Origin of the sequence: Paenibacillus sp. FSL H8-0259, from assembly GCF_037963255.1 — a bacterium.
Taxonomy (GTDB): domain Bacteria; phylum Bacillota; class Bacilli; order Paenibacillales; family Paenibacillaceae; genus Paenibacillus_AQ; species Paenibacillus_AQ phytohabitans.
Window position 1 is genome coordinate 7,219,521 of record NZ_CP150147.1, and the last position, 13,651, is coordinate 7,233,171.

Here is a 13,651-nt window from a genome sequence, read left to right on the forward strand (position 1 = left end):
TTCCAACTTGCTTACACAAGTTTCAGCTAAAAGATGTTCTAAAACGCAAATTCGTTTCGGTATCCAGTTTTCAAGGATCAAGGTGCTGAAGTTTCGGGACAATCACGACTGTGATGTTCGAAAATTCAGACAATTTAAAGATGAGAGCTTAAACTCTCAAAACTGACCAACGAGTGAGTGTTTGAACCCTAAGGTTCGTTGTGGAAGCTTACGCTTCCGATTTGAATGTCACCGTTGCAGGTGACGATTCTCCATAGAAAGGAGGTGATCCAGCCGCACCTTCCGATACGGCTACCTTGTTACGACTTCACCCCAATCATCTACCCCACCTTCGGCGGCTGGCTCCCTTGCGGGTTACCCCACCGACTTCGGGTGTTGTAAACTCTCGTGGTGTGACGGGCGGTGTGTACAAGACCCGGGAACGTATTCACCGCGGCATGCTGATCCGCGATTACTAGCAATTCCGACTTCATGCAGGCGAGTTGCAGCCTGCAATCCGAACTGAGACCGGCTTTGCTGGGATTGGCTCCACCTCGCGGTTTCGCTTCCCGTTGTACCGGCCATTGTAGTACGTGTGTAGCCCAGGTCATAAGGGGCATGATGATTTGACGTCATCCCCACCTTCCTCCGGTTTGTCACCGGCAGTCACTCTAGAGTGCCCAGCACTACCTGCTGGCAACTAAAGTCAAGGGTTGCGCTCGTTGCGGGACTTAACCCAACATCTCACGACACGAGCTGACGACAACCATGCACCACCTGTCTCCGATGCTCCGAAGAGGGGCACTATCTCTAATGCTTTCATCGGGATGTCAAGACCTGGTAAGGTTCTTCGCGTTGCTTCGAATTAAACCACATACTCCACTGCTTGTGCGGGTCCCCGTCAATTCCTTTGAGTTTCAGTCTTGCGACCGTACTCCCCAGGCGGAGTGCTTACTGTGTTAACTTCGGCACCAAGGGTATCGAAACCCCTAACACCTAGCACTCATCGTTTACGGCGTGGACTACCAGGGTATCTAATCCTGTTTGCTCCCCACGCTTTCGCGCCTCAGCGTCAGTTACAGCCCAGAAAGTCGCCTTCGCCACTGGTGTTCCTCCACATATCTACGCATTTCACCGCTACACGTGGAATTCCACTTTCCTCTTCTGTACTCAAGTCACCCAGTTTCCAGTGCGCCCCCAGGTTGAGCCCAAGGTTTAAACACCAGACTTAAATGACCGCCTGCGCGCGCTTTACGCCCAATAATTCCGGACAACGCTTGCCCCCTACGTATTACCGCGGCTGCTGGCACGTAGTTAGCCGGGGCTTTCTTCTCAGGTACCGTCACTCCGGTAGCAGTTACTCTACCGGACGTTCTTCCCTGGCAACAGAGCTTTACGATCCGAAAACCTTCATCACTCACGCGGCATTGCTCCGTCAGGCTTTCGCCCATTGCGGAAGATTCCCTACTGCTGCCTCCCGTAGGAGTCTGGGCCGTGTCTCAGTCCCAGTGTGGCCGTTCACCCTCTCAGGTCGGCTACGCATCGTCGCCTTGGTGAGCCGTTACCCCACCAACTAGCTAATGCGCCGCAGGCCCATCCCCAAGTGGCAGATTGCTCCGCCTTTCATTCTCTCTTCAGGAGAGGAAAGAAATTATCCGGTATTAGCTACCGTTTCCGGTAGTTATCCCAGTCTTGAGGGCAGGTTGCCTACGTGTTACTCACCCGTCCGCCGCTAAGTTAATCCAGAGCAAGCTCCTTCATAACTCCGCTCGACTTGCATGTATTAGGCATGCCGCCAGCGTTCGTCCTGAGCCAGGATCAAACTCTCCAAATTGTATTTAGAAAGAGCGATTGCTCATTTTGAAACATCTGACGAGAATTTTCATTCTCTTTTTTTGGAAGTCACTTTCGTGATTTCCTACTCACTCGTTGTTCAGTTTTCAAAGATCAATGTCTCATCGTTTGTCGCCGTTGTTTGTTTCAGCAGCGACCTTTATAATATATCACAGCGTCCTCGTTTTAGTCAACCTTTTTTTCGATTTCTTTTTTCGGCTGATTTACGACTGCTTTGCAGCGCATCGTTATGTCAGAGGGACGAGTTATAATTTATCACATAAGTTGCGTCCTAGTCAACCCTAAATATTCCCCTCATTTTCTGCGCTCATGCAGCAAGGAACAAATAAAAAAAGAGAGTACACTACCTCTCTCCATCCTCCTGCTTACTTTTTCTATTATAGGTCTATTCATGTCCGTGGACAGCCACCTAACTAAAGGGTATACCGAATTGCATGCCCGTCCCCGGCCTCAACAGCCCAAGAAGTAATTTCTCTAATTAATGAACGCGATACAAGCTTGCGCAGAACAAGCGGCAGCTCTGCCTGGAGCTGGCTCAGTCCTGAATGCTGCAGAAGTTCTTTAATACTCCAAGCCTCCTTGCGGCTGCTCAGGATATGGAGAAGCATGGCGCAACAATCCGCCATTTTTGACATTAACGCAAACTCGCAGGCCAGCAAAATCAGTTCGACTCTCTGCTCCAACGTTTCTGTACTTACTGTCAGTTCTTCATATAACTTATGAACCGGAGAATTCAAATTCTTGACCTGTCCCCACACTGCGGGCTCCGGAAAATATCCGGCCTCGCTCACTTCAATACGTGCCCAATGATACAGAGCGATAAGCACGCAGTTATAAGCATCCATAGTACAGCCTGCTTCAAGGTAACGTTTCGACTTCACGTACATATGTAGAAAACGGGAGAATTCCATAAACAATACCCGCTCTTTCAGCGGACCTTGAAACTGAATGAGTTCCTTCCGCATCTCCGCCAATATCCCCTTAGGGTCCCAGATCACCTCACCGGACATTAAACTGGTAAGGAGCTCATTATTGTCCCCTGCCATCACAGCGCGTTCCAATGCAGATAGACCCACATGCACGGATTGCGTCCGCCTGTCCCCGGCAATGGTGTGGGTTATAATTCGCTCTGTCTCCTGTTCCTCATGCAGCATGAGCACCATCATATCAAAGTCGTGCAGCAGCGCGCTCTGAAACGTGTCATTGCCTCTTTGCCGCAAAGCAACGGCTCCAAGAACATTCTCATCAAATGTCTCCCCACTTAATAGGGTCAAATTGGACAGTTCCATACTTCCCTCCATCAAATTTGGCGATTTTGCATCCAGTCAGTTATAATTCTCTTTACATAAATGATATTCTACATATTCATGTCAGTTCCTCCTGGACAACCGAACTATATTTCAGTTAGGAGATAATACTCATGAAATTTAAATCGGCCAAAATCAACGCTTTTCGCACCTGGGGACTGCTTCTTACGATGCTGGGTATGGGTCTTATGATTATGGGAACCGCAGGCATTGTATTCTGGGGGTCTGCAGGCAAGGTTGTCGCTGCTATCGGTCTCGTCATTGGTCTAATCTCCATGATGGCCAGTCTGGCCATCTACTTCTGGGCGGGCATGCTCTCAACCAGTGCTGTCCAGGTGGAATGTCCCGAATGCCATAAGCAGACCAAAATGCTTGGCAAAACGGACCGCTGTATGTTCTGTCACACCATCCTTACGATGGACCCTGCACAAGCCACAATTACCGCTGAAGAACTCGAAGTCCAGCAATTGAAGCAATAATCGAATTCATATGAATCTTTACAGAAATAATCTTCTGCCGGATACAAACAAAACGGGTGTCGTCCTCTACTGGACGACACCCGTTTTATAATCAATCCACCTAAGCATTATTCAACAATTGCCTTGAGTGCTTCCCACGCTTCCGGATTGGCAAAGCTCCGATTCCATGAGGCTACACCGCCAAGGCCGAAGGACTGCGCCAGATTGACTCTGGCTGCCAGCGAAACTTTATCCTCGATCCATATTTTGCGCAAAACATCCTCTTCTTTGTATTCCACATAATTCTGTCCTGCTTCCTTATCAAGAACCGGTGTCAGCTTCTTCTCGGCAAGTATCTCCTGGACCGCATTCATACTGACGGCCTTGGAACTTACTTTGGTTTCACCTTTCTCGGTCTTCTCGGTCCAGATACGAGTGTACAATGGTATCCCCAGAATCAGCTTCTCAGCAGGGACTGCATCCTCTTCAATAATACGGCTTATAGAATTCTTCACCCACGGCAGGGAAGCTACAGAACCGGCAACCGGACTAGCCGCCCAATGCTCATCGTAAGCCATCACAATCAGGAAATCCGACACGGCTCCAAGCGCCCGGCGATCCAGGAACAAGGACCACATTTCACTGTTTGATTTCGGAGTTACATCAATAGAGACAATCAGATTCCGGCTCTGAGTCATGGGCTTCAGTTCCCGCATGAATTGGGTTACATTAGGTCCGTCCTTGGTATATACATTCTCAAAGTCGATATTAATACCGTCCAGGTTGTACAGATCCGCATACTTCAGCATCTGCACAATTGTATTCATCCGCCTGTCATACGTGGATAGTGCCTCCGTAGTCAGGTCCGCCTCAAAGCTGTTGCTGAGCAGTCCCCATACCTCCATGCCCTGGGTATGAGCCCACTCCACATAGGCGCTGTCAGCCTGGCTGCGAACATTACCATTAACATCGATAATGCTGAACCATGTTGGACTAACCACATTAATTCCTGGCAAATCAGCGAATTTCGCAGGATTCGGCTTGCGTTCGTAGACTGCCTCCCAGAACATATTAACGGGCTTTCCTTTCCAGCTGCGTTCGGCACGGGTAGGAGCCACAGGCTGCTGCACTACTGTTCTATTCCCGTCTGCTAGAATATCATCCGCCTTGACGAACCCTGTATATCCGCTTTCCAGCTGCACATACAGCCAGCCTTTGATGTCTGAATTCCAGATTCTCACTGTGGCTCCCGGCGGCATATCAGCAAGGATTGGCGCATGTACGGAGGCTCCGCTGCGTAGCGCTTTGGTCCGTCCGCCTTCCTTACCCTTCACCTTGCCTAACGGCACCGTTTCGCCGGCAGTCATTAACAGAACGGCACCTGTACTGCTATCCTCGTCTACCTCAAAGCCATATAGGTCCTCCAGTGTATCTGCCGGAAGATATGTCACCCCATCCTTCTCTTCAGGCGCAAGACGAAGCTGCAGGGGCTCATTGTTCAAACTTGCTGCTGTTGAATCTTCCTGCATATATAAAAGACTGCTGTCTGTCGACAGAATCACAGACTTGCTCTTTTCCTCGTAACGGATAGATGAATCTACGTATTCCTGTAATAGCGGCAGTGGTAATAGCAGGCTGTCCCCTGTCCCTGAGGCTGAGTATCCGGTAAGCTCTCCCTTAACAAAAACAGGCTTCTCCAGCCCCTTCCAATCCGGATCCAGATGCTGACGGTTCGGTAATACATAATAAACAACCCAAAAGGCTGCGGCAGCTATAATGACAAGTCCCAATAAGCGGCGAAAAAGACTTCCACGCTTTTTGACGCGTCTTTGTCTCTGTCTTCTGTCCAAAATATATCCTCCAAACAGTATGATAAATTTATAATCAGATAGCACTTCTGTTAAGTATACGACATCGCGGCCCTATTGGTTGCGCCAAACTGCTGGAAGCTTTGTATTTTTGTAACAGCTCCATAGAAAAAAGCGTGTAGAATCCGCACTCGGATTCTACACGCCTGCAATTCCATATCTTAGTGCTGCTTCTCGTTGCAGCATTTGCAAACACCATACAGTTCCATACGTAATCCATGAATCTTAAAGCCTGTGGCCAATTCGGCACGCTCCTCTACCTCATGGAGAGAAGAATAGCTGAAATCCTCAATCTTACCGCATTCCTGGCAAATGACATGATAATGATCAGACACATTGGCATCGAAACGGCTGGAATTATCACCGTAGGTCAGCTCGCGGACCATACCCGCTTCTATAAACATCTTAAGATTGTTATACACCGTTGCCACACTCATACTGGGAAACTGAGGCTCAAGCGCTCGGTAAATATCGTCTGCCGTAGGATGATTCATCGCTTCCATCAGATACGTAAGAATCGCATGACGCTGAGGCGTAATACGGACACCGGTTGTCTTCAGTTGCTCCAATGCATGCTGTACGCCACTACCCATCCATGCCACCGCCTTTAATTATACAACTTAATAATAACTCTAATGTAATTGTAAGACCGGGCTTTCAATGTTGTCAACGAAGTCCTTACATTATATTTATTATTATATAATAAAAATTACTTAATTCAATATTTGCTCACATTTAGATTGCTGTTTCCATCCACACGAAGCTTGAACTCACCCGTTCCGATCTGGCCGGAGAGGTTTTTTTTGTCGATTACAAGTCCCGGCAGGTCCGTTACAATATCCCCGTACCCGCTTGAGCCCTCCACCGTATAATTACCCGTAAGCGGCAAGTAGAGATCGATATCTCCGACAGCACTGTAGATATCCCAGTCTCCGCCGAAGTCGTTCGAACGAATGTTGATTCTGCCATTCAAAGATTCGGCATGCAGCTTCGATCTGGCTCCGGCTACCTCCACATTGCCGTTCTTCGTGGAAAGATCCAGTGCATCTCCGCTATCCGTTGCCGATATATTACCGACTGCCGATGACAGCTTCAGAGCCCCGCTAACCTCCCAGGCCCCCATATCTCCACCGCTTGTAGTCAGTTCAACACTCCCCTGTACGTTTCTGGCGCGTACTGCGCCATTGAGGGTTTTACCTTTTACATTGCCGTAAATACGGTGCAGGATCAGCTCCCCGTTCCCTGTCTCCAGAGAAATATCTGAAATAGCCTCCACGTTCTGCAGAGTAATACCGCCGTTCATCGTGCGTATCCCCAGATCAAACCGTCGGTCCTCGGGCAGGGAAATGTCCAGATCTATCCGCGGCTGGCGTTTGCCGGATTCACCGTACGCCTTCCCCTGGGGAGTGATCTTGATCGTCGTGTCTTCTGTCACATCGACAAAAGACTGATCCGCTATGGATTCGGCAAGCACCCCGTCCAGCTGATCCACCCAGACTGTAGCTGTAATCTCAATATCCTCCACAGCAGCCCGGTGGATCAGAATATCCCCGTTAATCGCATCAATATTGATTCCGGAAGTATTCAGTTCAACTGGAACAATAAGCGGAGCCTTCTCATAACGGCTTCCTTCAGCTTCTCCATAATCAACTGCCGCTACAGTCAAATTAAGACTGACCCGGTTCCAAAGATGCAGATAATGCTCCTGCTCCGTTACGATAAATACGCATGCCGAGAGCAGGATGGCCGAGAACAGTCCGCGCAGGTCCATACGGGCTCTGGCAGTAGTGACGTTCTGGCTGCGGCGGCGGGAAAAGAAGTGGATCAGCAGATACTCCACTCCCCATAATACCGGAATAACAGGCCACCATTTCAGCAGCAGCATCATATAATCAGTTCCGTCACGCCAATCCATGAGCAACAGAACTCCGACACTAATCAGCACTGCGGAGGCAGTATATCTGCCCACACGCCGGCTCCGCCGTTCCTTGCTCAGACGTGCGCCCGAGTCCTTAGCAATCTCCCGTACACCCAGAAGCAGGCCCAGAATCATCAGCAGAACCGCTACGGTTGCACCTGCGGAGTTCTCAATGAACACTTGAAGCCAGGGCGGCTTCTGGCGGAAAAGGAAGAGCAGCGCCCCGCCAATGAGCAGCAGCAGACCAAAGGAAACTCCCGGCTCGCTGATTCTCACCCGGCGCCCTGTATTCTTTGCAGAATCCTTCATATCCGATAGTTCAGGGTCATGCTCTTCAGGGAACCGCAATATCCGGTCTGCAGACTGGAGCACATCGAACACATTATAGAAGTACAATGCCGGGATCAGGAGCGCCAGCAAAATTAGCAGCGGTACATTGATCTGCATTCCGATGGATGAGAAATACAGCAGCGCCACAATATCCAGCAGAATAAGAAAGATAAACGAAATTCCTTTACGGAGCAGCCCGAGATACAGATGTCCCGTGCCGGGAATAACTGCAGCCAGCAGGCCGGCTATAAATTTGCGTTTGCGGGGACGCCGCTTTTGGCGGGGAGGGATGTAAGGGGCATTAGGTGCTCCACCAGCTTCAGCTTCCTGCAAATCAGCTTCCTTCTCTTCATCCTGCACGGGATTATTCTCATGATCATGTTGACCTGAATTCATCTCGGCACTCCTCCTTTCAGAACGTTTGCTTCGCTTGTCATTCAATCTTGCCGCTCCGGTGAAATTCTACCAGCTCCACACCCGGAGCTACCTCTTCAACACCTGCAGGAATAAACCCGTGTTTGGTGTAGAGCGTTACTGCCGGAACATTCAGCTTCCCCGTAGATACGATAAACTGTTCCATTTCCGCATAACGGGCAAAGATAAATTCTAACATTCTGCCCGCCACCCCTTGGCGAAAATGATCCGGACTTACCATCATGCGTGTAACGGTCAGCTTACCGGGAGCCTCCTCCATTACTGCAACAGCCCCCATGAGCTCCTCATTGTCGTCGAGACAGCCGTAGAAGTCCTCTTTAACCCGGCTCAGCATGTCTCTGGTCTCCAGCAGCGGCGGAATATCACGGAACCCTATGATCTCCGCTTCCAGGCGGTACGCCTTATGCTGAAGACTCCAGAGCTCATCCAGCGTTATCTCATCCTGCAGATCCAGCTTCACTATTGTATCCATCCGTACAGTCCCCTTATATACTGCAGAGGGCCTGCCGTTGCCGACAAGCCCTGTGCTCATGATTCTATGACTTATTACCCAATCTATTAGCCAAAAGCAGCCCCTAGCTGTTCAATACGTCAGCGAGCAGTGTGTTAACAAGACCGGGGTTTGCTTTCCCTTTGCTTTCTTTCATAACCTGGCCAACGAGGAAGCCGATCGCTTGTTTCTTGCCGGCCTTGTAGTCTTCGACAGATTGCGGATTAGCAGCGACCACATCCTGGACAATTTTTTTGATTGCCCCTTCATCACTGATCTGGACCAGCCCCTGCTCTTCAACGATAACTGCCGGCAGCTTACCGCTCTCCAGCATTTCTTTGAAGACGGTCTTGGCAATTTTGCTGCTGATGGTTCCGCCTGCGATCAGGCCTATCATTTCACCCAGCCCCTGCGGCGTAATCTTCACCTGGGATAATTCCAGATTATTGCTGTTCAAGTATCCCAGCAGGTCTCCCATCATCCAGTTGGCGACAGCCTTGGCATCCTGTGTGTAGGCCAGACTGCCCTCGAAGAAATCAGCGAGCGGCTTGGATGAAGTAAGGACTCCGGCATCATAGGCGGTCAGGCCAAATTCTTCACTGTAACGGGCCTGCCGCGCATCCGGAAGCTCCGGAATGGTCGCGCGGATCTGTTCCTTCCAAGACTCGCTAATATGCAGCACGATAAGATCCGGGTCCGGGAAATAACGGTAGTCATGCGCTTCTTCCTTACCGCGCATAGACAAGGTCTTGCCTCCAGCTTCATCCCAGCGGCGGGTCTCCTGGACAACGATCCCCCCGTCGTCCAGAATCTCGCCTTGACGGAACTGCTCATACTCCAAACCACGGAGTACGCCGCGGAAGGAGTTCATGTTCTTCAGCTCTGCCCGGATGCCGAATTCCTCCTGGCCTTCCGGCCGCAGGCTGATATTGGCATCGCAGCGCATCGAGCCCTCTTCCATCTTCACATCGGATACATCGCAGTACTGCATAATGGCGCGGATCTTCTCCAGATAGGCGCGCGCCTCCTCCGGTGAACGCAGATCGGGCTCAGAGACAATTTCAATAAGCGGAGTCCCCACCCGGTTGAAGTCAACCAGTGAAGCAAAGCCGCCGTCCACATGAGTCAGCTTGCCCGCATCTTCCTCCAGATGAAGACGGGTGATGCCGATCCGTTTGGTCTCTCCGTTCACTTCAATATCAATCCAGCCGTTCAGGCCGATAGGCTGGTCATATTGCGAAATCTGGTACGCTTTTGGCGAATCGGGGTAAAAATAGTTTTTGCGGTCGAATTTGCTGACATCGCCAATCGTACAGTTAAGCGCCATCGCCGCTTTCATCGCGTACTCTACGGCCTGACGGTTAAGAACCGGCAATACGCCGGGGTGGCCGAGACAGACCGGACAGGTATGTGTATTGGGCGGAGCGCCGAATTCTGTGGAGCAGCCGCAGAAGATTTTGGACTTGGTATGAAGCTCCACATGAACTTCAAGCCCGATGACCGTTTCATATTTAGACATAGATAATCTCATCCCTTAAAAGTTTTGTGGGCATATACTCAAACTGGTAGCTACATTTGCGGACGGGCCTTGTGATGCTCTGTATGTTGTTCAAAGGCATGCGCAACGCGCAGTACCGTACTCTCGTCAAACTCCTTGCCGATAATCTGCAAGCCGACAGGCAGGCCTTCAGCGAAGCCGCAAGGAATGCTGATAGCAGGAATACCAGCCAGACTGACAGGTATGGTCAGGATATCATTCAGGTACATGGTCAGCGGATCTTCGGTCTGCGAGCCCAGCTTAAAGGCTGTGGTTGGCGCAGTCGGGCCGATTACGACATCATATTTCTTGAACACTTCATCAAAATCCTGCTTAATCAAGGTGCGTACCTTCTGCGCCTTCAAATAGTAAGCATCATAATATCCGGAGCTGAGCGCATAGGTGCCGAGCATAATCCGGCGTTTGACTTCAGGACCGAAGCCTTGGCTGCGGGAGTTATGGTACAGATCCAGCAAACCGCCGCCATTGTCTACACGAACCCCATAGCGGACGCCGTCAAAACGGGCCAGGTTGGAGGAAGCCTCCGAAGAGGAGAGCAGATAATAAGCGGCTACGGCATATTCAGTATGCGGAAGAGAAACTTCTTCCCACACGGCGCCAAGACCTTCAAGAACTTTAAGCGCTGACAGCACAGATTCGCGGACCGATGCATCTACGCCTTCGCCGATGTATTCCTTCGGCACTGCAATACGCAAACCGGAGATATCACCGGTCAGCGAGCTCAGGTAATCCGGAATGCTGACCTTGGCCGAGGTGGAATCCTGGGCGTCATAGCCTGCAATCGCCTGCAGTACATACGCGGAATCCTCAACGGTCCGGGTAATCGGGCCAATCTGATCCAGTGAGGAAGCAAATGCCACCAGACCATAACGCGACACTAACCCGTACGTTGGCTTAAGGCCGACCACTCCGCAATAGGAAGCCGGCTGGCGGATCGAGCCGCCGGTGTCGGAGCCGAGGGTGAAGAACACTTCTCCGGCCGCAACCGCCGCTGCCGAACCACCGCTCGACCCGCCGGGAACACACTCCAAATCCCATGGATTTCGCACAGCGCCGAAGCTGGAATTCTCATTCGAGCCGCCCATGGCGAACTCGTCCATGTTCAGCTTGCCGATCGTTACGGCATCGGCCTGGCGCAGCTTGGAAACTACTGTGGCATCGTAAACCGGCTGGAAATTGGTCAGGAACTGGCTGGCACAGGTGGTGCGCAGACCTTTGGTGACAATATTATCCTTGATTCCGGCAGGAAGTCCGAACAGCAGACCGCGCGCGGCTCCGGAAGCCAGCTTGTCATCTAGTGCGCGTGCTTGATCACGGGCACCCTCTTCATTCAGTGTCAAAAAAGCATGAACCTTACTGTCATGCTCCGCAATGGCAGAAAGCGACGCTTCCGTCAGCTCACTGACCGAGACCGCTTTACTGTGCAGCATGTTATGTACTTCAGGTAATCGATATTGAAACAGGCTCAACTTGCTTCCTCCTCTCAGGCTTTAGTTATTCCAGAACAGCGGGAACCTTAAAGTGTCCGTCTTCATCTTCCGGTGCGTTAAGCAGCGCTGCCTCCTGGGACAGGCTCTCCTTGACTACATCGTCACGCATCACATTACTGACCTGCAGCACATGAGTGGTCGGCTCTACATTCTCAGTATCCAGCTCATTCAATTTCTCGGCATATTGTAAAATAGCATTCATTTGTTCGGTGAAGGTAGCCTCTTCTTCCGGGCTTAATTGCAGTCGGGCCAGCTTGGCCACATGCTGCACATCTTTGACGGTGATGCTCATAATGAATATCCCTCCTGTTTAAAGGGCTAAAGCGCCCGGATAACGTTTTTAATTATATTGTAGACGGCCTTACAATTCAATGCGCTTGTCGATGGAGGGAGATATATGCAGCAAAAGACCCGCACCTGCTGATTGTGGCAGGAAGCGGGTCTTTGACTGATTAAGCTTAATCCGGCTAATGATTCAACCTGTAATACAGGTCATTCCAGCGCAGCTCATTTTCAAGTGAAATCAAGGTGCTGGAGGCGTCGATGACAAGACACTCGATTCCTGCCATGCGCGCCCAATCCCGGAGCTGTTCACTCGTTGTGTGGAAGGAAAAGGCGAAATGATGTGCACCCCCGGCCAGAATCCAGGCTTCCGATGCACGGGTCAAGGACGGCTGCGGCTGCCAGAGGAGGCGCGCTACCGGCAGATGAGGCATTCTATGTTCATTCTGTACGGCATTCACTTCATTGACGATCAGGCGGAACCGGTCGCCCATATCCACCAGGGTGGCATTGATTCCTGTGCCGCTTGCGCCGTTAAATATTAGTCGCGCCGGAGCTTCCTTGCCGCCGACAAACAAGGGATGCACTTCAATCCTTGGTTTGTCGTCAGCCAGGGACGGGCAGATCTCCAGCATATGGGAACCCAGCACCATTTCATTGCCCTTTTGCAGATGATACGTATAATCCTCCATGAAAGAGGTGCCTTGATTCCCGGCCATAATCTTCATCATCCGTACCAGCGCGGCCGTCTTCCAGTCGCCTTCACCGCCGAAGCCGTAGCCTGCCGCCATCAGCCGCTGAGCCGCCAGCCCCGGCAATTGCTTCAGTCCATGCAGGTCCTGGAAGCTGGTCACGAACGCTGTATATCCGCCCTCCTCCAAAAATTCGCTCAGCGCAATCTCCATCCGCGCCTGTTCACGAATGGCTTCCCGTTCAGCGCCATCGGCGCGACCCTGATCCGTAAAATCGTACAATTCGGCGTATTCATCCATCAGCGTACGCAGCTTGGCATCACTTACACTCCGAACCCGTTCAGCCAGATCGCCGGCCGGATAACCGTTGACCGTCCACCCCAGCTTGATTTGCGCCTCCACCTTATCGCCTTCCGTCACCGCGACATCACGCATATTATCGCCGAACCTGGCGATTCTCATCGTCTGGCTCCCGGTATAACCCGCCGCCGTCTTCATCCACCCTCCGATTCTTGCACGCACCTCTTCATCCTTCCAGTGGCCTGCAATAATCTTTCTGGGCATTCGCAGGCGGGCGCCGATGAACCCGAACTCACGGTCGCCATGCGCCGCCTGGTTCAAGTTCATAAACTCCATGTCGATACTGTCCCAGGGAATCTCGATATTGTATTGGGTATGGAGATGCAGCAGCGGCTTGCGCAGCTGGGTCAGCCCCGAGATCCACATTTTGGCCGGAGAGAAGGTGTGCATCCATGTGATCACCCCCGCGCAGGTCCCGCTGGAATTGGCTTCAAGGCAAACTCGCAGAATCGCTTCCGGAGCCGTAACCGTTTCGCGGAATTGGATCGGATACGGGAGGCCCCCTTCGCGGTTTAACTCCTCGACCATTCTCCTGGAATTCTCCTCCACCTGCTCAAGTACATCCTCTCCGTACAAACCTTGGCTCCCTGTGACAAACCAGAATACATAAGGCTTAGCCTGCAGCATATC

The 13,651-nt window shown here is 51.3% G+C and carries 10 protein-coding genes and 1 rRNA gene; 1 reads left to right on the forward strand and 10 read right to left on the reverse strand.

The genetic code is table 11. From position 1 onward, the window contains the following. Positions 1-257: 257 nt before the first annotated feature. Together NSU01_RS30925 and NSU01_RS30930 are read right to left on the reverse strand one after the other, a co-directional pair. Positions 258-1,813: ribosomal RNA gene (locus NSU01_RS30925) — 16S ribosomal RNA — on the reverse strand. A 433-nt stretch (positions 1,814-2,246) separates the two neighbouring features. Beyond that, on the reverse strand, positions 2,247-3,122 hold the full coding sequence (locus NSU01_RS30930; protein WP_042239683.1) for a nucleotidyltransferase-like protein: 876 nt from the start codon (positions 3,120-3,122) through the stop codon (positions 2,247-2,249). Between the two features lie 131 nt (positions 3,123-3,253). On the opposite strand from NSU01_RS30930, the gene NSU01_RS30935 reads away from it, so the two are divergent. After that, positions 3,254-3,619 carry a DUF2614 family zinc ribbon-containing protein gene (locus NSU01_RS30935; protein WP_042139978.1) on the forward strand — a complete coding sequence of 122 codons (366 nt, stop codon included), beginning with the start codon at positions 3,254-3,256 and terminating at the stop codon, positions 3,617-3,619. 107 nt (positions 3,620-3,726) lie between these two features. Here the strand turns inward: NSU01_RS30935 and NSU01_RS30940 are convergent, their stop codons facing one another. The 8 genes from NSU01_RS30940 to araA all read right to left on the reverse strand — a co-directional run bounded on the left by NSU01_RS30940 (position 3,727) and on the right by araA (position 13,648). Then, positions 3,727-5,448, reverse strand: coding sequence for a glycosyl hydrolase family 18 protein (locus NSU01_RS30940; RefSeq protein WP_076248505.1), 1,722 nt, complete (start codon positions 5,446-5,448; stop codon positions 3,727-3,729). A 179-nt stretch (positions 5,449-5,627) separates the two neighbouring features. Continuing rightward, entirely contained in the window at positions 5,628-6,059 is a 432-nt protein-coding gene (locus NSU01_RS30945) for a Fur family transcriptional regulator (RefSeq protein ID WP_039310392.1), read from the reverse strand. 125 nt (positions 6,060-6,184) lie between these two features. Next, positions 6,185-8,110, reverse strand: coding sequence for a DUF4097 family beta strand repeat-containing protein (locus tag NSU01_RS30950; RefSeq protein ID WP_256704045.1), 1,926 nt, complete (start codon positions 8,108-8,110; stop codon positions 6,185-6,187). Between the two features lie 37 nt (positions 8,111-8,147). Further along, on the reverse strand, positions 8,148-8,621 hold the full coding sequence (locus tag NSU01_RS30955; RefSeq protein WP_042139980.1) for a GNAT family N-acetyltransferase: 474 nt from the start codon (positions 8,619-8,621) through the stop codon (positions 8,148-8,150). A 103-nt stretch (positions 8,622-8,724) separates the two neighbouring features. Beyond that, positions 8,725-10,170 (reverse strand): Asp-tRNA(Asn)/Glu-tRNA(Gln) amidotransferase subunit GatB, encoded by a 1,446-nt coding sequence (gatB, locus tag NSU01_RS30960; RefSeq protein WP_076248503.1) that lies wholly within the window; start codon positions 10,168-10,170, stop codon positions 8,725-8,727. Between the two features lie 38 nt (positions 10,171-10,208). Beyond that, entirely contained in the window at positions 10,209-11,666 is a 1,458-nt protein-coding gene (gene gatA / locus NSU01_RS30965) for an Asp-tRNA(Asn)/Glu-tRNA(Gln) amidotransferase subunit GatA (protein ID WP_076248502.1), read from the reverse strand. A gap of 25 nt (positions 11,667-11,691) precedes the next feature. Further along, positions 11,692-11,979, reverse strand: coding sequence for an Asp-tRNA(Asn)/Glu-tRNA(Gln) amidotransferase subunit GatC (gene gatC, locus NSU01_RS30970; protein WP_042139983.1), 288 nt, complete (start codon positions 11,977-11,979; stop codon positions 11,692-11,694). Positions 11,980-12,154: 175 nt separating this feature from the next. After that, complete coding sequence (araA, locus tag NSU01_RS30975) at positions 12,155-13,648, reverse strand: L-arabinose isomerase (RefSeq protein WP_076248501.1); 1,494 nt, start codon at positions 13,646-13,648, stop codon at positions 12,155-12,157. Positions 13,649-13,651 lie beyond the last annotated feature (3 nt).

Coding starts and splice junctions, on each gene's coding strand:
- NSU01_RS30930 (WP_042239683.1), bottom strand. CDS start 3,122: ATGGAACTGTCCAATTTGACCCTATTAAGTGGGGAGACATTTGATGAG.
- NSU01_RS30935 (WP_042139978.1), top strand. CDS start 3,254: ATGAAATTTAAATCGGCCAAAATCAACGCTTTTCGCACCTGGGGACTG.
- NSU01_RS30945 (WP_039310392.1), bottom strand. CDS start 6,059: ATGGGTAGTGGCGTACAGCATGCATTGGAGCAACTGAAGACAACCGGT.
- NSU01_RS30950 (WP_256704045.1), bottom strand. CDS start 8,110: ATGAATTCAGGTCAACATGATCATGAGAATAATCCCGTGCAGGATGAA.
- NSU01_RS30955 (WP_042139980.1), bottom strand. CDS start 8,621: ATGGATACAATAGTGAAGCTGGATCTGCAGGATGAGATAACGCTGGAT.
- gatB (WP_076248503.1), bottom strand. CDS start 10,170: ATGAGATTATCTATGTCTAAATATGAAACGGTCATCGGGCTTGAAGTT.
- gatC (WP_042139983.1), bottom strand. CDS start 11,979: ATGAGCATCACCGTCAAAGATGTGCAGCATGTGGCCAAGCTGGCCCGA.
- araA (WP_076248501.1), bottom strand. CDS start 13,648: ATGCTGCAGGCTAAGCCTTATGTATTCTGGTTTGTCACAGGGAGCCAA.